Source organism: Clostridium sediminicola (assembly GCF_050402865.1).
In the GTDB taxonomy this organism is placed as follows: Bacteria; Bacillota; Clostridia; order Clostridiales; family Clostridiaceae; genus Clostridium_AF; species Clostridium_AF sediminicola.
Genome location: NZ_BAABMF010000017.1, coordinates 1 through 22,881, shown reverse-complemented (window position 1 = coordinate 22,881; position 22,881 = coordinate 1). Strand labels below are relative to the sequence as shown.

20 protein-coding genes, 8 tRNA genes and 1 other annotated feature are annotated in these 22,881 nt (G+C 30.0%); of the genes, 27 read left to right on the top strand and 1 reads right to left on the bottom strand.

What is annotated here, in order from left to right; translation table 11 throughout:
* Nucleotides 1-26 precede the first annotated feature (26 nt).
* From ACQ3F0_RS20690 to murD, 27 genes are all read left to right on the top strand, one after another.
* The gene (locus ACQ3F0_RS20690; protein ID WP_428867625.1) at nucleotides 27-302 is read left to right on the top strand and encodes an HU family DNA-binding protein; all 276 of its coding nucleotides are present in this window, start codon (nucleotides 27-29) and stop codon (nucleotides 300-302) included.
* Nucleotides 303-410: 108 nt separating this feature from the next.
* Nucleotides 411-674, top strand: a complete 264-nt coding sequence (locus ACQ3F0_RS20685) for an RNA-binding S4 domain-containing protein (RefSeq protein WP_428867624.1) — start codon at nucleotides 411-413, stop codon at nucleotides 672-674.
* A gap of 140 nt (nucleotides 675-814) precedes the next feature.
* Nucleotides 815-1,105: a sporulation protein YabP gene (yabP, locus tag ACQ3F0_RS20680; protein ID WP_428867623.1), complete on the top strand. Its 291-nt coding sequence runs from the start codon at nucleotides 815-817 to the stop codon at nucleotides 1,103-1,105.
* A 7-nt stretch (nucleotides 1,106-1,112) separates the two neighbouring features.
* Nucleotides 1,113-1,517 (top strand): spore cortex biosynthesis protein YabQ, encoded by a 405-nt coding sequence (gene yabQ / locus ACQ3F0_RS20675; protein ID WP_428867622.1) that lies wholly within the window; start codon nucleotides 1,113-1,115, stop codon nucleotides 1,515-1,517.
* A 55-nt stretch (nucleotides 1,518-1,572) separates the two neighbouring features.
* Complete coding sequence (locus tag ACQ3F0_RS20670; protein ID WP_428867621.1) at nucleotides 1,573-1,866, top strand: FtsB family cell division protein; 294 nt, start codon at nucleotides 1,573-1,575, stop codon at nucleotides 1,864-1,866.
* A gap of 48 nt (nucleotides 1,867-1,914) precedes the next feature.
* Complete coding sequence (locus ACQ3F0_RS20665; RefSeq protein WP_428867620.1) at nucleotides 1,915-2,319, top strand: S1 domain-containing RNA-binding protein; 405 nt, start codon at nucleotides 1,915-1,917, stop codon at nucleotides 2,317-2,319.
* 181 nt (nucleotides 2,320-2,500) lie between these two features.
* Nucleotides 2,501-2,589: transfer RNA gene (locus ACQ3F0_RS20660), tRNA-Leu, on the top strand.
* Between the two features lie 4 nt (nucleotides 2,590-2,593).
* A tRNA-Met gene (locus ACQ3F0_RS20655) sits at nucleotides 2,594-2,669 on the top strand.
* Between the two features lie 23 nt (nucleotides 2,670-2,692).
* Nucleotides 2,693-2,769: transfer RNA gene (locus tag ACQ3F0_RS20650), tRNA-Met, on the top strand.
* A gap of 3 nt (nucleotides 2,770-2,772) precedes the next feature.
* Nucleotides 2,773-2,861 (top strand) — tRNA-Leu (locus ACQ3F0_RS20645).
* A gap of 4 nt (nucleotides 2,862-2,865) precedes the next feature.
* Nucleotides 2,866-2,941, top strand: a tRNA-Met gene (locus ACQ3F0_RS20640).
* Nucleotides 2,942-3,036: 95 nt separating this feature from the next.
* Nucleotides 3,037-3,112: transfer RNA gene (locus ACQ3F0_RS20635), tRNA-Met, on the top strand.
* 23 nt (nucleotides 3,113-3,135) lie between these two features.
* Nucleotides 3,136-3,212: transfer RNA gene (locus ACQ3F0_RS20630), tRNA-Met, on the top strand.
* A gap of 814 nt (nucleotides 3,213-4,026) precedes the next feature.
* Nucleotides 4,027-6,420, top strand: coding sequence for a stage II sporulation protein E (gene spoIIE / locus ACQ3F0_RS20625; protein WP_428867619.1), 2,394 nt, complete (start codon nucleotides 4,027-4,029; stop codon nucleotides 6,418-6,420).
* Nucleotides 6,421-6,878: 458 nt separating this feature from the next.
* Nucleotides 6,879-8,309, top strand: a complete 1,431-nt coding sequence (tilS, locus tag ACQ3F0_RS20620) for a tRNA lysidine(34) synthetase TilS (protein WP_428867618.1) — start codon at nucleotides 6,879-6,881, stop codon at nucleotides 8,307-8,309.
* Complete coding sequence (hpt, locus tag ACQ3F0_RS20615) at nucleotides 8,279-8,815, top strand: hypoxanthine phosphoribosyltransferase (protein ID WP_428867617.1); 537 nt, start codon at nucleotides 8,279-8,281, stop codon at nucleotides 8,813-8,815. Before tilS ends, hpt begins: the two co-directional genes overlap by 31 nt.
* Nucleotides 8,816-8,968: 153 nt before the next feature.
* Complete coding sequence (gene ftsH / locus ACQ3F0_RS20610) at nucleotides 8,969-10,849, top strand: ATP-dependent zinc metalloprotease FtsH (RefSeq protein WP_428867616.1); 1,881 nt, start codon at nucleotides 8,969-8,971, stop codon at nucleotides 10,847-10,849.
* 105 nt (nucleotides 10,850-10,954) lie between these two features.
* Complete coding sequence (locus ACQ3F0_RS20605; protein WP_428867615.1) at nucleotides 10,955-11,338, top strand: thioesterase family protein; 384 nt, start codon at nucleotides 10,955-10,957, stop codon at nucleotides 11,336-11,338.
* A 205-nt stretch (nucleotides 11,339-11,543) separates the two neighbouring features.
* Nucleotides 11,544-13,214 carry a formate--tetrahydrofolate ligase gene (locus tag ACQ3F0_RS20600; RefSeq protein WP_428867614.1) on the top strand — a complete coding sequence of 557 codons (1,671 nt, stop codon included), beginning with the start codon at nucleotides 11,544-11,546 and terminating at the stop codon, nucleotides 13,212-13,214.
* Between the two features lie 113 nt (nucleotides 13,215-13,327).
* Complete coding sequence (locus ACQ3F0_RS20595) at nucleotides 13,328-14,104, top strand: type III pantothenate kinase (RefSeq protein ID WP_428867613.1); 777 nt, start codon at nucleotides 13,328-13,330, stop codon at nucleotides 14,102-14,104.
* A 15-nt stretch (nucleotides 14,105-14,119) separates the two neighbouring features.
* Nucleotides 14,120-15,097 (top strand): tRNA dihydrouridine synthase DusB, encoded by a 978-nt coding sequence (dusB, locus tag ACQ3F0_RS20590; RefSeq protein WP_428867612.1) that lies wholly within the window; start codon nucleotides 14,120-14,122, stop codon nucleotides 15,095-15,097.
* Nucleotides 15,098-15,146: 49 nt separating this feature from the next.
* Complete coding sequence (locus ACQ3F0_RS20585; RefSeq protein WP_428867611.1) at nucleotides 15,147-15,965, top strand: hypothetical protein; 819 nt, start codon at nucleotides 15,147-15,149, stop codon at nucleotides 15,963-15,965.
* Between the two features lie 120 nt (nucleotides 15,966-16,085).
* Nucleotides 16,086-16,565 (top strand): transcription elongation factor GreA, encoded by a 480-nt coding sequence (gene greA / locus ACQ3F0_RS20580; RefSeq protein WP_428867610.1) that lies wholly within the window; start codon nucleotides 16,086-16,088, stop codon nucleotides 16,563-16,565.
* Between the two features lie 36 nt (nucleotides 16,566-16,601).
* Entirely contained in the window at nucleotides 16,602-18,137 is a 1,536-nt protein-coding gene (lysS, locus tag ACQ3F0_RS20575; protein ID WP_428867609.1) for a lysine--tRNA ligase, read from the top strand.
* A gap of 125 nt (nucleotides 18,138-18,262) precedes the next feature.
* A tRNA-Asn gene (locus tag ACQ3F0_RS20570) sits at nucleotides 18,263-18,337 on the top strand.
* 74 nt (nucleotides 18,338-18,411) lie between these two features.
* Nucleotides 18,412-18,575: a binding site (T-box leader), on the top strand.
* A gap of 106 nt (nucleotides 18,576-18,681) precedes the next feature.
* A complete protein-coding gene (locus tag ACQ3F0_RS20565) occupies nucleotides 18,682-20,073 on the top strand; it encodes a glycine--tRNA ligase (RefSeq protein ID WP_428867608.1) in 1,392 nt (463 codons plus the stop codon).
* A gap of 359 nt (nucleotides 20,074-20,432) precedes the next feature.
* Entirely contained in the window at nucleotides 20,433-21,815 is a 1,383-nt protein-coding gene (gene murD, locus ACQ3F0_RS20560) for a UDP-N-acetylmuramoyl-L-alanine--D-glutamate ligase (protein ID WP_428867607.1), read from the top strand.
* Between the two features lie 72 nt (nucleotides 21,816-21,887).
* On the opposite strand, the gene bcp is transcribed toward murD, so the two are convergent.
* Entirely contained in the window at nucleotides 21,888-22,373 is a 486-nt protein-coding gene (gene bcp, locus ACQ3F0_RS20555; protein WP_428867606.1) for a thioredoxin-dependent thiol peroxidase, read from the bottom strand.
* Between the last annotated feature and the right edge of the window lie 508 nt (nucleotides 22,374-22,881).

Below are 22,881 nucleotides of genomic sequence, written 5' to 3'. Positions count from 1 at the left end.
ACGATTATTTTAAGGAGGTAACAAAAGTGAATAAATCTGATTTAGTAGCAAAAATGGCTGATAAGAGTGGGTTAACAAAAAAGGATGCAGAAATGGCTTTAAAAGCATTTATAGAAAGCGTAGAAGAAGCGTTAGAAGGTGGAGATAAAGTACAATTAGTTGGATTCGGTACTTTCGAAACTCGTGAAAGAGCTGAAAGACAAGGAAGAAATCCTAGAACTAAAGAAGTAATAACAATTCCAGCATCTATAGCTCCTGTATTTAAAGCAGGTAAAGAATTCAAAGAAAGAGTTAACAAATAATAAAAGCCCAGGATACTGGGTTTTTTGTTTTATATTGCGTAGGAAGGTATTTATAGTTTCTTTAAAAAAGAGCTGAGATACGGTTTTTCTACTTTATAGGAGGATAGTATGAGATTAGATAAATTTTTGAAGATATCTAGAATTATTAAAAGAAGAACAATTGCAAAAGAAGCATGTGTAAGTGGTAGAGTGTCAATTAATGGAAAAAATGCAAAAGCCAGTACAGAAGTGAAAGAAAATGATATAATAGAAATTAGGTTTGCTAAAAGCGAACTTAAAGCAAAAGTCTTAAATATTGCTAGTCATGTCAATAAGGCTGATGCTAAGAATATGTATGAGATAATTATTGATTCAGAAGAAAATCAACCATAACTGTGTACTAATAGTTAACCCCTTCACAGAGTAATTGAATACCTTGTAGACTTGTAATGATTTGTAGTTTTAGTTAGTTATCCATAGTAATAAAAACTGCAATTATAGCATATAAATATTTACAAGTAGGAGGGGTGACCATGGAAGCAAAAAAAGAAATAGTTGATATAAATAAAAGTAATTTATCTTTAGAAAATAGGAATAAATTAGTCCTTTCAGGAGTGGTAGAAGTAATATCCTTTGATGAAAACATTATACAACTTGATACAAAGCTTGGGAAGTTAACTATAAAAGGCGAAGGTTTGAAAATGAATAAACTTGATGTTCAATATGGTGATGTGATTATTCTAGGACAGGTAAATAGCATTATTTATTCTACAACTCAAAGTAAAAGTGATAAGGAAAGTATAATCGCAAGATTATTTAGGTGAGTAAATTATGATTATGGAATTAGATACTCAACTAAATGTTTTATTTTTTAGTCTGACAACTGGATTAATAACCGGGATTTTATTTGATATATATAGGATAATCAGAGGTTTTGAAAACCCAAATAGATATCTTACATTCATTGAAGATATATTATTTTGGATTTTAGTTGGTTTGCTTGATTTTATCTTTTTATTATATAATGGATATGCTTATGCTTTATTGTATGTATATCTCTTGATTTTTTTAGGAATATTTTTGTATATCAAGCTTTTTAGTAATTACTTTATAAAATTTGAAAATAAATTGTTGAATTTTATCCTAAAATTAATTAGAATATTATTTAACATAATAATATACCCTCTAGAGCTATTTTATTACAATATTATCAAGAAAAATAGAAATAATTCTTGAATATATATTAAAAGACATCTAAAATATAGATATAATATATTTTAGGAGTATTGAGATGAAAAATAAATCTAAATCGAAATCAAAATTGAAAAATTTAATATTAGCTGCAATTTTTATCTATTTAGGTTACACTTTTATTCATCAAGAGATTGTAATGAATAAGAAAAAAGCAGTTTTAGCTAATTATTCAATGGAATTAGAAAAAGTTGAAGATGAAAATAAAAATTTGCTTGATCAAATAAAAATGTCCAACACTTTTAGATATGTTGAAAAATTAGCAAGAGAAAGGCTAGGGTTTATTAAAGAAGGAGAAACAGTTGTAGTTGATGAAGAGCAACAAAACCAATAATAAGTTCGCAATAATTTTTTATATACAATGAGGAGGAATTTTATTAACATGGCCTTAATATTAGGAAGCATTTTAGAAGGTACAGTAGTTAACATTACTAAATTTGGAGCATTCGTAGAAGTGGAGGGGAAAACTGGTCTTGTTCATATATCTGAAGTTTCTGATACATATGTAAAAGATATAAAAGAACATTTAAAAGAGCAAGACAAAGTTAAAGTAAAAGTTATCTCTGTAGATGATGGTGGACGAATTAGTTTATCAATTAAGCAAGCGAACCCAAAAAAGAAATCTGTTAGACCAGAAGAAATTGACTGGAACAAAAACAGAGAAAAAAAAGTAAAAGAAAATTTTGAAGACGCTCTATCAAAGTTTTTAAAAGATAGTGAAGAAAGAGCGCAAGACTTGAAAAAGCACCAAAATGGTAAAAGTGGCAAATATTCCAAAAAAGGATAACAAGATAAAAAGGAACTTTCGTTCCTTTTTTATTTTACCTTAAGGCAGTTATAGTGCGTGTTTATAGACTGTATAACTTTAATAAATAAAAGAAATAAAAATAAAATAAAAAAAAGTGTTGACAATGAAAAATGATTAATATATAATAGTCTATGTCGCCAAACGGAGACGAAAAAGAAATGCCGAAGTGGCGGAACTGGCAGACGCACAGGACTTAAAATCCTGCGATGCTAACACATCGTACCGGTTCGATTCCGGTCTTCGGCACCAATAACGCGGGGTGGAGCAGTTGGTAGCTCGTCGGGCTCATAACCCGAAGGTCACAGGTTCAAGTCCTGTCTCCGCAACCAAAAAAACTAATATCATGCATTAAGGCGGAATAGCTCAGCTGGCTAGAGCAATCGGTTCATACCCGGTGGGTCGTAGGTTCAAGTCCTATTTCCGCTACCAAATGCCGAAGTGGCGGAACTGGCAGACGCACAGGACTTAAAATCCTGCGGTGCTAACACACCGTACCGGTTCGATTCCGGTCTTCGGCACCAATAACGCGGGATGGAGCAGTTGGTAGCTCGTCGGGCTCATAACCCGAAGGTCGCAGGTTCAAGTCCTGCTCCCGCAACCATTAGTTTTTTGATGCTTATTGAAAAGCTGAATAGTTTCATTAATACCAAGAAAACTATTTGTGTTGCAAGTTGTGAATTCTTAAATATATAATAACGCGGGGTGGAGCAGTTGGTAGCTCGTCGGGCTCATAACCCGAAGGTCACAGGTTCAAGTCCTGTCTCCGCAACCAAAAATCTAATATTTATGTAATGAGGCGGAATAGCTCAGCTGGCTAGAGCAATCGGTTCATACCCGGTGGGTCGTAGGTTCAAGTCCTATTTCCGCTACCATATATAGAAAGCACTTATAATTTATAAGTGCTTTTTTTTATTGTATAGAAAAGTATAAAATTTATACTTTTCTATGCAATAAAAAATGAAGGGGTGCAGGGGAAGTATTTCCCGCTTCTTTTAGGAGGGTGCTCAGATGCGATAGCGTCGTCGAAGGGAACCTAAGGTTCCATAGCCAATCGGCTTTGCCGCTTTTTTTTTATATATTTTAGTTTTAAAGTGATTTATAATGCACATTAATTATAGATTGAGAAACAAGTTTGAAATTTATAGTGACAAGTTACAAGTGGCAAGTTGTGGATACCTTTCGTAAACGAAAGCTTTTAATAAAACAAAAGATATAAAAAATCCTTTTGCGTAGCAAAAGATCTTTATTCCATCATCAAAAATGATATAGGCTTAGTTAAAGATTTTTTCAAAGAAAATCATCATTAACTTGTCACTTGTCACTGTTTTAGTTCGTCTTTTATTTCAATTGTGTCTTTCATTTTTAAGTAAAATGTCAAATTGAATTGCTATGACAAAAATCGTATGACAAAATCTATAATAAAAATATATATATGTTAATAATTTATATTCTTAAAAATATAAAAATTATCATTAGATAAAAACAAATACAAGAGTTTTGAAGTGATTAAGGATATTTTTTTATAAAAAGAAAAACTGAAAAGAAAATCGTTAAAAGTAATAATTTAAAAATTTCTAACACCTCATGTCTTACGATTTTTTTTTTAGAGCACGATTAATTGACAATAAATTCCAGTTAACTTTGTTATAATTTAAACTGTCAATCAAATCTTTGGAGGTGTTTATTGTGCAATATGGAGTTGAAGTATCAACTTATAATAGAGTGAGGAAGAAAAGAAATAAAAGTAAAAGCAAATTAGAAAATTCGAAGCTCTTAAATATAGCCTTATATTTCAGTATTTCTTTTTTTGTTAGCAGAGTATTGTTATTGAATGTAGATCAAACTATAGCACCTTTTGGGATTGCATTTGTGATAGTCATGACCTTTTATAAAGAAGAAGATTTATTATTACCATGTGCACTAGGAAGTTTTTTTGCTTATATGTTCTTAATTGATAAAGTTAGTAATATATATGAGTATTTTATTGTATTATCAACTATAGTTATTCTAGCATACTTAATTGGGAAATTTAAAAGAGAAACAAAGTTGGCAATTATTCTTGGCGTAGTATTTATAGAAATGATTTTAAGTGAAATTTTTATTAGTGGGTTATCAATAAATATAGCATTCTTTAATGCTTTTTTACAAATGACCTGTATCTTTCCATTATATTTTATGATAGGTAAATCAATAATATGTTTCAGAAATATTAAAACTAAACATTTGTATAATAGTGAAGAGATATTAAGTATGGCGATATTAGTCTCTTTAATAATTTCAGGAACATGGGGACTTGATTTCTATGGATTATCATTGAAAAATTTATTGGGTTTTTTATTTATATTAATTATGGCATATGTAAATGGCAGTACAACAGGAGCAGCTTCAGGAATTGCATTAGGAGCAATAATAGGTATGTCTTCAAATAATATTCTAATATACATAAGTGTATTTGGAACTTGTGGGTTAATCGCAGGTTTATTTAGAGATAGTGGAAAATGGATAAGTGGTACTAGTAGTTTAATGATTTTTTTAATATTAAAATTATATGCGAATTTAAGCATTGAATTTAATTTACTTGAAGTAATTATACCGTGTATTATATTTTTCGTTTTACCAGGGAAGGTATATAATAAATTTATTTTAGAACTGGATTGGGAGAAAAAGCAACGGTATTTAAATAAAGATTATATAGATAAAATGAAAACACAGTTAACTAATAGACTTTTTGATTATTCAAATATATTAGAGAATGTTTCAGAAGTTTTGTTTAATCTAGCAGAAAATGATAAATTGGCTATGAAAAATAAAGGTAATGCTCTTGTGGAAAAATTAGCAGATAGAGTTTGTAGTAATTGCGATATGAGTTCAATATGTTGGAAAAGAGAAAACTATATTACCTATGCCGCATTTGGGGAATTAATAGAAAACTATGAGGAAGGAAGGAAAGGTGTTATACCTCATGAAATAGAGCGTAAATGTATAAAAAGAACCTTGATAATGAGTAACACCGAGGAAATAGTTAATAACCATATTATAAGTGAAATGAGTCGTAAAAAGGTAAGCGAATCAAGGAATCTATTATCTAGTCATATAAAAAGAATGTCTTCATCTATCAAAGAACTTACAGATGATTTTAATGATGATGTAAAAATGGATTTTGATACTGAAAAAAAAGTTAGAAAACTTCTAGAAAACAAAGGAATTAAATTCAAAGATATATACTGCATAAATGATAAAAATGAAAGAGTGGTTATATACGCTACACTGCCAGCATGCTGTGGAGTGCAATTATGTGTGAAAAAAATAGTTCCTTTGCTCAATCAAGTGTTGAAAACATCTATGTGTATTAGAAATGATGGATGTGATATAGATAAGAATACTAATCTTTGTAGAGTTGTTTTCGAAGAAACACCTAAATATTATGTGTCTACTTATGCTACTGCTGAATGCAAAAAAGGAAATAAGTTTAATGGTGATAGTTATTGTTATGGTAAATTACAAGATGATTCGTATATTAATGTAATAAGTGATGGTATGGGATCAGGTATTGAAGCTAATCAAGAAAGTAAGGCAACAATAGATTTAATGAAGACTATGATTAAATCAGGGTTTAATGAAAATAGTGCCTTGAATATGGTCAATTCAGTTATGACTTTGAAATTTTCTGAAGATGAAAAGTTTTCAACAGTTGATTTGATGAATATTAATTTATATACTGGGGAGCTAGATTTTATGAAAGTAGGAGCTGTTGCAAGTTTTATAAAAACAGGAAAAGAAGTAAAGGTAATAACATCCAATACGCTACCAATAGGTGTTTTAGATACACCAGATATTGATGCATATTCAACTAATATCAATAATGGAGATATTATTGTTATGGTGAGTGATGGGATATTAGACTATGATAGTACTCACACAGGAAAATATGATTGGGTTCTTGATTACATTAAATATAGTAATATAAATAAACCTAAAGAATTAGCAGAAGGTATACTTGAAAATGCTAAAAAACTTAGTGGTGGCTATGCAAAAGATGACATGACGGTTATAGTATCAAAAGTATATGATTTATACTAGAGATAAACTTTATAAATAACTTTAAAGAGTATAATAGCTTTAGAGTTATTTTTTTGAGTTTTAGTATATAATATCTAATATAACTATGTTAAAATAATCCTATGCTTTAGGGCAAGTGTTAATTTTGACTCGCATTATAGATAAATTGCGAAGAAAAGAGTTTCGCAATTTATAGTGACAAGTTACAAGTGATAAGTGACAAGTTGTGTAGACCTTTCGTAAACGAAAGCTTTTAACTAAATAAAAGATTTCTTTTGCATCAGCAAAAGCACATTATTCAATCATCGAAGATGATAAAGGCTTAGTTAAAGATTTTCTGCAAGAAAATCATCCTTAACTTGTAACTTATCACTTGTCACTGATTTAGTTCGTCTTTTATTTCAAATACGACATTGAGATATAATGTTAAGCTTAACTTAAAATAAGTATATTTAAAGAAATAGTGGGAAGTGTATAGTTTGATAACAAAAGTAAAAGAAACAATAAAAAAATATAATATGATTGAAGAGGATGATTTGATAATTGTGGCTTTATCAGGGGGACCTGATTCAGTAGCACTTTTGCATATTCTTTATGAATTAAAAGATAAACTTAAAATTCGTATTGTAGCTGCTCATGTAAATCATGGTTTAAGAGGAAAAGATTCTGATGATGATGAGAAATACGTGAGTGAAATATGCTCTAAATATGATATTCCATTGTATTCAAAAAGGTTTGATATACATCAGATTGCTAAAACAAAGGGATTGTCTTGTGAAATGGCGGGAAGAGAGTCTAGATATGATTATTTTTCTGCTTTGATGAAAAAAATATCAGCAAATAAAATAGCGCTAGCACATCATGCTAATGATCAAGCAGAGACAATACTTATGAGACTTATAAGAGGAAGTGGAATAGAAGGTTTAATAGGAATAAAACCCGTAAGAGATAAAATATTTATTAGACCGTTGATTAGTATTACTAGGAAAAAAATCGAAAACTATTGTGAAGATAACAAACTGTTACCTAGAATTGATAAGACTAATTATGAAACAATTTATTCAAGAAATAAAGTTAGGTTAGAATTAATACCATATATTGAAGAAAACTTTAATGGAGATATTACTAACACGTTAAATAGATTTGCTGATATAATGAAAGATGATAATGATTATTTGGAAACAATAGCTTCGCAAAAGATGGATGGATACTGTTTAGAAAATAGCAATGAAATAAAGATATCAAAAGAAGCGTTTAATGAACATAGAGCAATCTTATCTAGAATTTTAAGAAATACTATAAAAAAAATAAAAGGCAATCTGAAGAATATTGAAAAAAAACATATAGATGATATAATTCAAATTCAACAAAAAGAAACAGGGAAGGTATTGAGCTTACCAGACAATGTGCAAATTATGAATACCTATAGAGATATAATTGTTAGAAAAAAGCTAGAAGTGAAAAAATCATTAGATTATAAAAATTTAGAGTATAGATTAGAAATCAATAAAAGAAATTTTATCCAATCAGAGTGTTTTACTGTGAAAATGAAGTTAATTGAATCAAAAAGTGGTAAAAAAATCTTAAAAAATAATAAATTCATAAAATATTTTGATTATGATAAGGCAAATAATGATATAATACTAAGGTATAGGAAAAATGGAGATAAGTTTTCCCCTTTAGGAATGAAGGGTAGAAAGAAAGTAAAAGATTATTTTATGGATTTGAAGATACCACAGCATGAGAGGGATAGGATACCAATGATTTGTTTTGGAGGTAATATAGCTTGGATTATTGGATGTGGGATTAGTAATAAATATAAAATAGACAATAATACTAAGAGAATTCTCCAAATTATAATAGAAAGAGAGGAAAAGGAATGCAAAATGACATCAAAGAAATTCTCTTAACTGAAGAGAAAATAAGAGCAAGAATTAAAGAAATGGGACAACAAATAAGTAAAGATTACAAAGGTAAAGAATTGTTGCTTATTGGAATTTTAAAAGGGTCTGTTCCGTTTATGGCTGATTTAATGAAAGAAATCAGTATATACTGTAATATGGACTTTATGGCAGTATCTAGTTATGGAGACTCAACTGAAACATCTGGAGTAGTAAGGATTTTAAAAGATTTAGATCATGAAATTAAAGGTAAAGAAGTTCTGGTTGTTGAAGATATAATTGATTCAGGATATACTCTTCAATACTTAGTTAAATATTTAAAATCAAGAAACCCTAATAGTGTAGAAATAGCATGTCTTCTTGATAAACCAGAGAGAAGAGAAGTAGATACGAATGTTAGGTACATAGGATTTGAAGTGAAAAATTATTTCTTAGTTGGTTATGGACTTGACTATGCTGAGAGATATAGAAACTTACCATACATAGGAATTTTGAAAGAAGAGATTTATTCTTAAAAAAATGTGGGTAAACTCAAAAATATGAATAAATTTAGAAACATAATTAATATATATTGTGCATTTTTGGAATAACCATAATATACAATATTGTAAAGGAAAATATGATATGTTAAAATCTTATAGTAATCAAAGTATGAAGGGGGGCTTACGATGAAAAAAATTTCAAGTGCAACTATTTGGATAGTAGTATTAATAATGGTAGTATTATCCGCATTAGTATTATCAGAAGGAGCTAATAGTAGTAACTCAATAACTTTTGATAAATTTACAGAAAAATGGGTAGGAAATCAAGTTAGTAATATAGAAATACAAGATGATGGTAGAACAGCGATAGGAACATTGAAAGATGAAACTAAATTCGAGGTTGTAGCACCTGAAAGTGTTATAGTAAAATTAATAATTGAAGAATATCCAAACAATAATGTTAAAATAAGCTGGAAGAGGCCTACAACATGGCCTATATGGGTAAGTGCGCTTCCTACAATTATTTTGATAATAATGTTGATAGGATTTTGGTTTATGTTTATGCAACAGTCACAAAGTGGCGGTGGCAATAGAGGAGTTATGAATTTTGGTAAAAGTAGAGCTAAAATGGCAACTCCAGATAAGCAAAATGTTACTTTTGATGATGTAGCAGGTGCTGATGAAGAAAAAGCAGAGCTAGAAGAAATTGTTGATTTCTTAAAACAACCAAAAAAATATTTAGAAATGGGTGCTAGAATACCAAAAGGTGTTTTATTAGTTGGGCCTCCGGGAACAGGTAAAACATTATTAGCAAAAGCTGTTTCTGGTGAAGCAGGAGTACCTTTCTTTAGTATTTCAGGTTCTGACTTTGTTGAAATGTTTGTAGGTGTTGGTGCATCAAGAGTTAGAGATTTGTTTGAACAGGCAAAGAAAAATTCACCATGTATTATATTTATAGACGAGATTGATGCTGTAGGTAGACAAAGAGGTGCTGGTCTTGGCGGTGGACATGATGAAAGAGAACAGACTCTAAATCAATTACTTGTTGAGATGGATGGTTTTGGTATTAACGAAGGTATAATACTGATTGCAGCTACAAATAGACCAGATATACTTGATAGAGCTTTATTAAGACCAGGTAGATTTGATAGACAGATATTAGTTGGCGCACCAGATGTAAAAGGTAGAGAAGAGATATTAAAAGTTCATATAAAAAACAAAAGATTATCTAAAGATGTTAAGATGGATGTACTTGCAAAACAGACACCAGGATTTACTGGAGCAGATTTAGAAAATCTTATGAATGAAGCAGCGTTATTAACGGTAAGAAGAAAGAAAGACGAAATAGGAATGGAAGAATTAGAAGAAGCAGTTGCAAGAGTAATTGCTGGTCCTGAGAAGAAATCTAGAGTAGTTGATGATGAAGATAAAAAGCTTACTGCTTATCACGAAGCAGGTCACGCTATTGTAATGAGGTTCTCTCCTCATGCAGATCCTGTCCATGAAATAAGCATTATCCCAAGAGGTATGGCAGGTGGATACACTATGCACTTACCAGAAAAGGATAAAGCGTATATGTCTTTGTCTAAGCTAAAAGATGAAATGGTAGGACTTCTAGGTGGTAGAGTTGCTGAAAAACTAATTCTTGGAGATATAAGTACTGGTGCTTCTAATGATATTCAAAGAGTATCTGCTATAGCTAGAAAAATGATTATGGAATATGGAATGAGTGAAAAAATAGGAACTATTTCTTATGGAAGTGATCATAATGAAGTATTTATTGGAAGAGAACTTGGAAAAAGCAAAAACTACAGTGAAGAAATTGCATCTCTTATTGATAATGAAGTGAAGAATTTTGTAGACGAAGCTTATAGAAGAGCAGAAAGTTTACTTACTGAGCACATGGAAAAATTGCATGCAGTTGCTAAGGCATTATTGGAAAAAGAGAAATTATCTGCAGAAGATTTCTATTCAATAGTTGATGGAAATACTATTACAGTAGATAATTTTGAAGATGTTGTAGTTGAAGATATCGTTATTCAAGAAGATAATAATGAATTACTATAAAAAATAGGGTGAATACACCCTATTTTTTTCATTATTTACTTGTAATTTATTTTGGTTTTTAGGTAAAATAGGAATGTGTATATAAAAATAAATAGGGGTGTTAAAATGGATTTCAATATAAGTAAAGGCATCAAGGGTGAAATGGAAATAAAGGTAGAATATAAAGATACTGCAGCTAATGTAGGATCAGGATTGGTAGAAGTATTTGCAACTCCTTCTATGATTGCATTAATGGAAAATACCGCACAAAGTAGTGTTGCAAAAGACTTACCAGAAGGATTTGCTACTGTAGGAATAGATGTAAATATAAAACATATAAAAGCAACACCTATTGGTATGAAAGTTAAATGCTTTTCAGAATTAGAAGAAATCAAAGGAAAAAAACTATATTTCAAATTAGAAGCATACGATGAAAAAGGTAAAATAGGGGAAGGAAGCCATACTCGTTATATTATTGATGTTGAGAAGTTTATGGAAAACACTAAGTAATAGTTGGTTTTTAAATAATTTTATTATTAAATAAATAGATTTGTAATAGAAATAAAAGATGAACTAAAACAAAGGTATCAACAACTTGTCACTTATTACTTGTAACTTGTCACTATGAATTGCTTCACAATTTATAATTATTGCAAAGCAATTATTTAATACAGTAAAACTAAGATAGATAAAAAATAAAAAGGGGTGTATTAAAATGAAGACAGATATTGAAATTGCTCAAAGTGCAGGAATGGAGCCGATTATTAAAATTGCAGATAAGATTGGATTAAGTGAAGATGATATCGAACTTTATGGAAAATATAAATGTAAGATATCATTAGATGCACTGAACAATTTAGAAAACAAAAAAGATGGAAAATTAGTATTAGTTACTGCAATTAATCCAACTCCTGCAGGGGAAGGAAAATCCACTGTAACTGTTGGTTTGGGGCAGGCGTTATGGAAATTAGGAAAGAAAACAGTAATCGCATTAAGAGAACCTTCTTTAGGACCTGTTTTTGGAATAAAAGGTGGTGCAGCAGGTGGCGGTTATTCACAAGTTGTACCAATGGAAGATATAAACTTGCATTTTACAGGGGATATGCATGCAATAACAGCAGCAAACAATCTATTATCAGCAGCAATAGATAACCATATACATCAAGGAAATTCGTTGAAAATTGATTCAAGAAGAATAATTTTCAAAAGAGTTTTAGATATGAATGATAGAGCATTGAGACAAATTGTTGTAGGTATGGGTGGTAAGCCTAATGGATTTGTAAGAGAAGACGGATTCATGATAACTGTTGCCTCTGAAATAATGGCGATATTGTGTCTTGCTAATGATTTAATGGATTTAAAAGAAAGAATGGGTAATATTCTAGTTGCTTATAATTTTGATGGAGAGCCAGTATATTGTAAAGAATTAGGAGTAGATGGAGCAATGGCTCTATTAATGAAGGATGCAGTAAAACCAAACTTAGTTCAAACATTAGAAAATACACCAGCAATTATACATGGAGGACCTTTTGCTAATATAGCTCATGGCTGTAATAGTATACTTGCAACTAAAATGGCAATGAAGCTTGGGGATTACGCTGTTACTGAAGCAGGATTTGGTGCAGATTTAGGAGCAGAAAAATTCTTAGATATAAAATGCAGATATGGAAACTTAAAACCTGAATGTATAGTAGTTGTTGCAACTATTAGAGCATTGAAGCATCATGGTGGAGTAGGAAAAGATGAATTAACTATACCTAACGTAGAAGCTTTATCAAAAGGTATTAGTAATTTAGAAAAACAAATTGAGAACATTAAAAAATACAATGTACCAGCAGTTGTAGCTATTAATAGATTTACTTCAGATTCAGAAGAAGAAATACAATTTATCCAAAAATTCTGTGCAGAACATGATGTTGAAGTAGCACTTACAGAAGTATGGGCAAATGGAGGCGAAGGCGGAGTTGCTTTAGCAGAAAAAGTTATTAAGACAATTGAAAACAAAAAAAGTGATTTCAAGTGTTTATATGATGAAAAATTATCTATAAAGGATAAAATTGAAATTGTAACAAAAGAAATCTATGGTGGAGATGGAGTAGTTTATACTAAGAATGCTGAAAAGCAAATAAAAGAAATAGAAAAGATTGGCTTGGACAAAATGCCGATTTGTATTGCAAAGACTCAATATTCTCTTTCAGATAATCCTTCATTACTTGGAAAACCAAGTGGATTCAAAGTAACAGTTAGAGAAGTTAAAGTATCTAGTGGTGCTGGATTTATAGTTGTACTAACTGGAAATGTAATGACTATGCCAGGATTACCAAAAGTTCCAGCAGCAAATAGAATGGATATCAATGAAGATGGAACTATTGTAGGATTATTTTAAAAAAGTGTACTTGACAAATTGTCCGTTATTGTTAAAATTAAATTGTTATACAAAAGGACTATAATTAAGAGCAGTGAAAGCTGCTCTTGTATTTTATTAAGGAGTGTATTCTTGTGATTTTTGTATTAGATGCTGGAAATACTAATATAGTGTTAGGAATTTATGATGAAAACGAACTTGTAGTTCAATGGAGAGTGGGAACAGATCCAAACCGTACTGCTGATGAATATGGTGTCCAGGTATTGAAGTTGTTTACTATGAGTAATATAGATATAAATAAAATAGATGGTGTGATTATTTCTTCTGTTGTACCGAATATCATGTATTCTATCGAACATATGATAAGAAAATATTTTAATAAAAAGGCCATTGTAGTAGGTCCGGGAGTTAAAACAGGTATAAATATTAAGTATGATAATCCTAAATCTGTAGGTGCTGATAGAATAGTAAATGCAGTAGCTTCACATGTAATCTATAAAAGAGCTGTAGTTATTATAGATTTTGGAACAGCTACAACTTTTTGTGCTGTAACTAAAGGTGGGGATTATTTAGGAGGAGCTATTTGTCCAGGGCTTAAAATTTCCTCAGATGCGCTTGTTGAAAAAGCTGCAAAATTGCCTAGAATAGAATTAATTAAACCACCATCTGTAATTTGTAAAAATACTATTAATAGTATGCAAGCAGGTATAGTTTACGGTTATATTGGGCAAGTTGATTATATAGTAAACAAAATGAAGAAAGAAATGATGGACTTAGGTGAAGATGAGCCATTTGTAATTGCCACAGGTGGACTTGCATCAATGATTACTAAGGAGTCAAATACTATAGATGAAATAAATAAAAATCTTACTCTAGCAGGGTTGAAGATTATTTATGATAAAAATAAATAATAGGGAAAGATACTAATGAAGATAGGTAACATAAACTTTAAAAATAATATATTTTTAGCTCCAATGGCGGGTGTTACAGATATAGCTTTTCGTGAAATTTGCGTTGATATGGGTTGTGAACTTGTATACACAGAAATGATAAGTGCTAAGGGACTTTATTATAATAGTGAAAATACTAAGATTTTGATGAAAGTTTCAGAAAAAGAAAAACCATTAGCAGTTCAGATCTTTGGCAGCGATCCCAAAATCATGGCACATGCATGCCATGATTTTAATAACAACGATGATATTTGTTTGATTGATATAAATATGGGATGTCCAGCCCCTAAAATAGTTAAAAACGGCGAAGGATCTGCATTAATGAAAACACCTAAACTAGCTTATGAAATTGTTAAAGAATTAAAAAAAGCTAGTACTAAGCCTGTAACTGTAAAAATTAGAAAAGGGTATGACAATGAAAATATAAATGCAGTTGAATTTGCAAAATATATGGAAGATGCAGGTGTTGATGCTATTTCTATTCATGGACGTACAAGGCAACAAATGTATGAAGGAAAAGCTGATTGGAGTATTATTAAAAAAGTAAAAGATGCAGTTTCTATACCTGTTATCGGTAATGGAGATGTATTTTATGGAGAAGATGCTGTTAATCTTTTTTCAGAAACAAATTGTGATGGTATAATGGTTGCTAGAGGAGTCATGGGTAATCCGTGGATATTTAAGCAAATAAAAGATGCTATAGCTAACGAAAAAATAACTTATCCAACTGATAGTCAAAAAATCCAAGTATGTTTGAAACATTATAAAAATGCTATTAAATATTTTGGAGAAGCTAAAGCAGTCAGGGAAATGAGGAAACACGTTGCGTGGTATGTAAAAGGATTAAATAATTGCACAAAGATAAAAAATGAAATTAATACAGAACTGAATCCTTCAAAAGTTATCGAAATTCTTTTGGGATACAAGAAAGAGTTAGAAATAGAGGGAATTTAAATTGGATTTCTATAATAGAATAAAGTATAATAATTTTTGAGGAACTGGAATGAAAAAGATTATCAAATATTCGTCAGACTTGAAAAATATCTATTATAATAAATCTTTTTGGGCAAGAGTTAAAGACGCATTTTATCTAAGACATGATGGAGATATATACATAAAGAGCTTAGATGTAATTGTTAAAAACTATAGATTTCCTTCTAATTTTGATGATGAAGCATATGTTAGAAACGTAAATAAAATACTTAAGAAGAATAAAGGAAGTTTATTATGCCCTCAATCTCATAGGTTATATGATTATAAATATTCTACTGATTTTCAGAAGAAAGCTTTATCATATAGCATAGTAGAGAGTGTTAGAAGTATTCTCAGATTACAGAAAAAAAGTTTATTTAATGCTTGTATTGTTATAAATAATGCAGAATATGATATTAATAGGAATATTATTTATGAAATATCCAAATGGTGTAAGTATATTGTGTTAGTATCTGAATGGGATAACCAAAAGAACAGAAAAATATTTGATTATTTAGTATCAAATTTTGGTGTTTCGCCTATAATAACAGATGATATTATACCTTTTATAAATAAAGCAGACTTTATTATTACGGCTACACCGATATATATAAAAGTGTTATGTCCTATATGGCTTTTGGATAATAGCTTGAGACCAAGTTCTTTTGATAATATACATATTAATAATGTAAGCTATAAAACTGAATGGGCTGATGAAGACATTGTTACACCTGAATTATTGGGTGCATTTTTTGAAGTTGCAAAGGAAAAAAGTATAGAGAAGGCTTTTGAGAATAACAAGGTATATCTAGATAAAATTAAATTTGATAATAAAATTATTGAATTATAATTATATAAATTTCATATTGGATTCTCAATATATATTGACTTAAAGAACCATGTGTTCTATAATTACATAAAATTACTAGAAAAGTAATAAATTCAAATATATTCAAAGGGGAGTTTCTAAATGAGTAATAATAAAAACTACATCTTAACTAGAGAAGGCTTAAAAAAATTAGAAGAAGAATTAGAATATTTACGAACTGTTAAACGTAAGGAAATAACTGAAAAAATAAAAGTTGCATTGTCTTATGGAGATTTAAGTGAGAATTCAGAATATGATGAAGCTAAAAACGAACAAGCATTTGTAGAAGGTAGAATTGCTCAATTGGAAAACAAGTTGAACAATGCTGAGCTTGTTGATGAAGACGAACTACCTAAAGACATTGTTACTATTGGAACTCACGTAACAGTAAAAGACTATGAATTTGATGAAGAGGTTGACTTCCACATTGTTGGTTCAGCAGAAGCAGATCCTATAGAATATAAAATATCAAATGAATCTCCAGTAGGGGAAGCATTAATAGGTAAAAAAGTAGGAGACATTATTGAAGTTCAAGTACCAAATGGTGTAAGTAAATTTGAAGTATTAGATATTCATAGATAATAGATTATATTAAATTTAGATGGAGGTAAAAGTTTTATGGAAGAAAAGCAGTTGACGAAAGAAGAAATAAAAGCTCAGAGACTTGCAGCTAAAGAAGAAGCGGAGTTTAATAACCTTATTCTTGAAAGAAGACAGAAATTAGCCAAATTACAAGGAGAAGGAAAAGATCCTTTTGATGTATATAAGGTAGAACGTACACATACTTCAATGGAAGTAAAAGAAAATTTTGAAGAGCTCGAAGATAAAGAAGTAAAAGTTGCAGGACGACTTATGTCTAAAAGAGTTCATGGTAAAGCAGGTTTCTCTGATATACACGATAGATATGGTAAAATTCAATTATATATCAAATTGAATGTTGTAGGAGAAGAAAAACTAAAAGAGTACAAAACTTTTGACATCGGAGATTTTGTTTCAATAACAGGAAAAGTTTTCAAAACAAAAACTGGCGAAGTTACTTTACAAATACAAGATTTTCAACTGTTAACAAAATCATTAAAACCATTACCAGAAAAGTTCCATGGTTTAAAAGATCCAGATTTGAGATACAGACAAAGATATGTTGATTTAATTGTTAATAAAGACGTAAAAGATGTTTTCTTAAAGAGAACAGCAATTATAAGATATATGAGAGAATTCCTAGATAATAAAGAATTCATTGAAGTTGAAACACCAATACTTTCTCCTATAGCTGGTGGTGCAGCTGCTAAACCTTTTACAACTCACCATAATGCATTAGATATAGATATGTATTTAAGAATTGCAACAGAACTTTATTTAAAAAGATTGATAGTTGGTGGATTAGAAAAAGTTTATGAAATCGGAAGAAACTTTAGAAATGAAGGAATGGATGTAAGACATAACCCAGAATTTACAGTAGTTGAGCTTTATGAAGCTTATGCTGATTATAATGATATGATGGATATTACTGAAAACATGGTTGCATACATATGTGATAAAGTATTAGGAACTACAAAAGTAACCTATGAAGAAACAGAAATAGATTTCAAACCACCTTGGAAAAGAGTTACAATGACTGATGCAGTTAAAGAGTACGCAGGTGTTGATTTTAATGAAATTAAATCAGACGAAGAAGCAAGAGAAATAGCAAAAGAAAAGCATGTTGAAACAAAGAAAGAATTAAAAGACTGCTCTAAAGGAGATCTTTTAAATGCATTCTTTGAAGAATTTGTTGAAGATAAATTAATTCAACCTACATTCATAACTGATTACCCAGTTGAAATTTCACCTCTAACTAAAAAGAAAAGAGGAAATGATGAATTAACTGAAAGATTCGAAGGATTTGTTTATGGTAGAGAGTTATGTAATGCATACTCAGAATTAAATGATCCGATAGTTCAAAAAGATAGATTTATGCAACAACTAAGAGAAAGAGAATTAGGAGATGACGAAGCATATATGATGGACGATGATTTCATCAATGCTTTAGAAATCGGAATGCCACCAACAGGTGGACTTGGTATCGGTATAGACAGATTAGTAATGTTCTTAACTAATTGTAGTTCTATCAGAGACGTATTGTTATTCCCTACGATGAAACCTACAAAACAATAATTAATAAGCTCGCTTTTAAGCGGGCTTTGTTTTTTCACTGTAATCAAGAATTGGAAAAAGATTTTTAAGAAAAAGACTTGCAATTTTTATAAAAAGTGATATAATTTTTCTTGTAGTAAAAATGTTCCGCGGTAGCTCAATGGTGGAGCACTCGGCTGTTAACCGATAGGTTGGAGGTTCGAGTCCTCTCCGCGGAGCCATTTATATTTTTTGGGAAAAACACTTGACATTTTCTGTTGCTTTGATAAAATACCCATAAGGAACAAATTAATATAGATATACTGAGAAGAAGAGGAGTAGTAAAAGTTATTTTTATAGAGAGGTTGTGTTTGGTGAAAACAACTAAGAAACTTTTGCGAATGGCGCTTTGGAGTATAGTAGTTTAAAGTAGGGCTATAGCCAAGAAGGGTGGAACCGCGGATTTAATTCGTCCCTTTAGGTTAGTAGGTCTTTTTTTATTTGGTTTTTTTTCTACTAATTCTTAAGCCGACTCTTAGGATAATAAATGTATAAATAGCCAAAATTAATAAGGGAGGTAATTATTATGTCAGAAAAAATTTCAATGGATAAAGTTGTTGCTTTATGTAAGAACAGAGGATTTATATTCCAAGGTTCTGAGATATACGGAGGATTGGCAAATTCATGGGATTACGGTCCACTTGGTGTTGAATTTAAAAACAATGTTAAAAAAGCATGGTGGCAAAGATTTATACAACAAAGTCCATATAATGTTGGTGTTGACTGTGGTATATTAATGAACACTCAAACTTGGGTTGCATCTGGTCATATTGGCGGATTCTCAGATCCTCTAATGGATTGTAAAGAATGTAAGGCGAGATTTAGAGCTGATAAATTAGTTGAAGATCATTTACATGATAATGGTAAAGATACAGAAACAGCAGATGGATGGACTAATGAAGAGCTTAAAGAATATATAGATACAAATAATATTGTTTGCCCTAAATGCGGAAAACTAAACTACACAAATATTAGAAGATTTAATCTTATGTTTAAAACATTCCAAGGAGTTACTGAAGATTCTGCGGCTGAAATATACCTAAGACCAGAAACAGCACAAGGTATTTTTGTTAACTTTAAGAATGTACAGCGTTCTGCTAGAAAGAAAATACCTTTTGGTATAGGTCAAATAGGTAAATCTTTTAGAAATGAAATAACACCGGGTAACTTTACTTTTAGAACAAGAGAATTCGAACAAATGGAATTAGAATTCTTCTGTAAACCAGGTACAGATATTGAATGGTTTAATTATTGGAAGGACTATTGTTGGAAATTCTTACTTGATTTAGGTATGAAAGAAGAAAAATTGAGGTTTAGAGATCATTCAGAAGAAGAGTTAGCTTTTTATTCTAATGCAACATCTGATGTTGAATTTTTGTTCCCATTTGGATGGGGAGAATTATGGGGTATAGCTGATAGAACTGATTATGACTTAAATCAGCATATAAAGCATTCAGGAACAGATTTATCATATATGGACCAAACAACAAAAGAAAAATATGTTCCATATTGTATAGAACCTTCTTTAGGTGCTGATAGAGTAACACTTGCTTTCTTGGTGAATGCATATGAAGAAGAAAAATTAGAAAATGGAGATACTAGAAATGTACTTCGTTTCCATCCAGCATTAGCACCATATAAAGCAGCTATTCTTCCACTATCTAAAAAATTAAAAGATAAGGCTTTAGATGTATATGCTATGCTAAGTAAGAAATTTAATGTTGATTATGATGAAGCAGGAAGTATAGGTAAAAGATATAGAAGAGAAGACGAAGTTGGTACTCCATATTGTATCACTGTAGATTTTGATACTATGGAAGATAATACTGTTACTATAAGAGATAGAGACACAATGGAGCAAAGAAGAATAAGTATAGATGAATTAGAAGCATTCTTAGCTGAAAAAGTAGAATTTTAATTTAAAACCCAAAGGCAAACTTGTCTTTGGGTTTTTCACTTGTTACTGATTTAGTTCGTCTTTTATTTCTATGGTGAATTGATAAAAATATAGTCAATAACTACGTTTAGTGCTATAATTAATCAATAAATGGTAATAATTATAGATAAACTACTTCCAACAAACTAAATATTTTAAAATAAAAGTATAGTTTTAGATATCTAGTGACAAGTTTAAGAAAGTTAAAAGTTCAGGAAACATTTTACTTAGGTGAAAGCTTTTAATTAAAAAAAGATTTAAATGATTCCTTTTGTGATAGTAAAAGCACATTAACTTTTAACTAATATAGTATTAGTAGTAAAATTAGTGGAGGGTGCAAAATGAGTAAAAGCTTTGATGAATTTAAAAGTTTTATTAATGGGAAAGAGACTGCAGTAGTAGGTATTGGAGTAAGTAATATTCCTCTAATAAGATTCCTTGTTAAACTAGGAGCAAAGGTTACTGCTTTTGATAGAAAGAAAGAAGAACAATTAGGTGATACAGCAAGAGAATTTAAAGAATTAGGGGTTAAATTAGTGCTAGGTGAAAATTACTTATCTGGATTAACTAGATTCCAAGTAGTTTTCAAAACGCCATCAATGAGAATAGATAATCCTGCATTGGTAAAATGTAAGGAAGAAGGTGCTTATATTACTTCTGAGATGGAAGAGTTTGTGAAATATTGTCCTGGTAAAGTTTATGGCATCACTGGAAGTGACGGAAAAACAACAACTACAACTATTGTATACAACATACTAAAAGAAATGGGATATAAAGCTTGGATTGGAGGTAATATTGGAACACCTTTATTTGCTCAAATTGAAGAAATGACAGAAGAAGATAAAGTTGTACTAGAATTATCTAGTTTTCAATTAATGACTATGAAACAATCAATGAATGTAGCATTGATTACAAATATTACACCAAATCATCTTGATATCCATAAAGATATGGATGAGTATGTGGAAGCAAAAGAAAATATCTTTAAGTTTCAGAAAAAAGGAAGTGTCCTAGTACTTAACAGAGATAATGAATTATCTGATAATATGGATAAGAAAGCTCATAATAATATAAGGAAATTTAGTACCAAGGAAGATATTAAAGAAGGTGCTTATTTTAGTGAAGGAAACTTATATATTTATGGTAAAAAAGTTTGTTCAAAAGATAGAGTTAAATTAAAGGGTATGCATAATATAGAAAATCTTCTTGCTGCATTTTGTATGACGTATGATGATGTTGACATTAATGCAATGAAAAAAGTAGCAACAACTTTTAGAGGAGTAGAGCATAGATCAGAATTTGTTGATGAGGTTAATGGGGTTGAATATTATAATGATTCAATAGCATCTAGTCCTACTAGGACATTGGCAGGGTTAAAGGCATTTGAAACTAAAGTTATATTAATTGCTGGTGGATATGATAAAAAAATTCCTTTTGATGTATTGGCGAAAGACGGATATGAGTATGTTAAAAAACTTATATTATTAGGAGATACTAAAGATAAAATTAGAGAAGCTTTTGAAAAGGAAGGTATTAATAAGAAAGCTGAAATAGAAATTTTTGATGTAGATAATCTTGCAGAAGCAGTAAAATTGGCATATAAAGTAGCAGAAAAAGGTGATATTGTAACGTTGTCTCCTGCATGTGCAAGTTTTGATCAGTTTATAAATTTTGAAGATAGAGGAATTAAATTTAAGGAAATAGTGAAAACACTATCAGAATAGATAGTTAAGAGTTAAGGATGGAAAGCTTTCGCTGTTCCATCCTTAACTCTTAACTTCTATAAGTGGGTTATCTTATTTATTTTTATCAAGAAAAGTTATTATATTAGCCACATGTTCTTTAACTCTAACTTTTCTATAAATTTTTCTTATTATGCCTTCTTCGTCTATAATAAAGGTACTTCTTTCTATTCCTATTGATATCTTTCCATAAAGTTTTTTTTCTTTTAATACATCATATAACTTACACACTTTTTCATCTTCATCAGATAAAAGTATAAAAGGAAGTTTTAGTTTTTCAATAAATTTATTGTGAGATTTCAATGCATCGCTACTAATTCCTAGAACGATAGTGTTTAATTTTGTTAAGCATCGATGGTGATCCCTGAAAGACTCTGCTTCTTTAGTGCATCCAGGAGTGTTATCTCTTGGGTAGAAATAGAGTATAACATTTTTACCTCTGTAGTGACTTAGAGTATGATTTTGATTATCAGATCCGGAAATGGTAAAATCGGGAGCTTTCATACCTATTGAAAGTTCTATAATATTTTCATTATTCAATAAAATCACATCCTTTAATGAGAAAGTTTGTTTATTAATAATAATTATAAAACAAATCTATTTATACTTCAATGATAAATAATTTTATTTGAGGATGCAATATATGTCTCAACAGCAAATTCAAATAAAATTTGCCAAGGACAAGTATAAACTACGCCTAGTGTATCAGTATGAGAAAAACTTAAATATATTCAGAAATTCAAAGAAATATACATATAAATTGCTATATTAGGATTAAAATAAAAACAGAGTTAGAATAATTTTGATAAGATATTCCTTGTCGCCAAGAGAAACCGAAAAAACGGTCGAAAGAAAAAATTAAAAACTCTTGACAACGATGAATTAAAGTGTTAAACTAAATTAGCTGTCGAAAAAACAGCAAGAAAGATTTAACAGATTTGATCTTTGAAAATTAAACAGAGAATGATAATAAATGCCAGTCAATGAATTTAAGTAATGAGTAAATGATTGAACTTTTCAAATTGAGAGTTTGATCCTGGCTCAGGAC

Excerpts from the sequence above, each read along its gene's own strand:
- ACQ3F0_RS20685 (WP_428867624.1), top strand. The coding sequence starts at position 411 with ATGAGATTAGATAAATTTTTGAAGATATCTAGAATTATTAAAAGAAGA.
- yabP (WP_428867623.1), top strand. The coding sequence starts at position 815 with ATGGAAGCAAAAAAAGAAATAGTTGATATAAATAAAAGTAATTTATCT.
- yabQ (WP_428867622.1), top strand. The coding sequence starts at position 1,113 with ATGATTATGGAATTAGATACTCAACTAAATGTTTTATTTTTTAGTCTG.
- ACQ3F0_RS20670 (WP_428867621.1), top strand. The coding sequence starts at position 1,573 with ATGAAAAATAAATCTAAATCGAAATCAAAATTGAAAAATTTAATATTA.
- ACQ3F0_RS20665 (WP_428867620.1), top strand. The coding sequence starts at position 1,915 with ATGGCCTTAATATTAGGAAGCATTTTAGAAGGTACAGTAGTTAACATT.
- hpt (WP_428867617.1), top strand. The coding sequence starts at position 8,279 with ATGCAAAATGACATCAAAGAAATTCTCTTAACTGAAGAGAAAATAAGA.
- ftsH (WP_428867616.1), top strand. The coding sequence starts at position 8,969 with ATGAAAAAAATTTCAAGTGCAACTATTTGGATAGTAGTATTAATAATG.
- ACQ3F0_RS20605 (WP_428867615.1), top strand. The coding sequence starts at position 10,955 with ATGGATTTCAATATAAGTAAAGGCATCAAGGGTGAAATGGAAATAAAG.
- ACQ3F0_RS20600 (WP_428867614.1), top strand. The coding sequence starts at position 11,544 with ATGAAGACAGATATTGAAATTGCTCAAAGTGCAGGAATGGAGCCGATT.
- dusB (WP_428867612.1), top strand. The coding sequence starts at position 14,120 with ATGAAGATAGGTAACATAAACTTTAAAAATAATATATTTTTAGCTCCA.
- ACQ3F0_RS20585 (WP_428867611.1), top strand. The coding sequence starts at position 15,147 with ATGAAAAAGATTATCAAATATTCGTCAGACTTGAAAAATATCTATTAT.
- greA (WP_428867610.1), top strand. The coding sequence starts at position 16,086 with ATGAGTAATAATAAAAACTACATCTTAACTAGAGAAGGCTTAAAAAAA.
- lysS (WP_428867609.1), top strand. The coding sequence starts at position 16,602 with ATGGAAGAAAAGCAGTTGACGAAAGAAGAAATAAAAGCTCAGAGACTT.
- ACQ3F0_RS20565 (WP_428867608.1), top strand. The coding sequence starts at position 18,682 with ATGTCAGAAAAAATTTCAATGGATAAAGTTGTTGCTTTATGTAAGAAC.
- murD (WP_428867607.1), top strand. The coding sequence starts at position 20,433 with ATGAGTAAAAGCTTTGATGAATTTAAAAGTTTTATTAATGGGAAAGAG.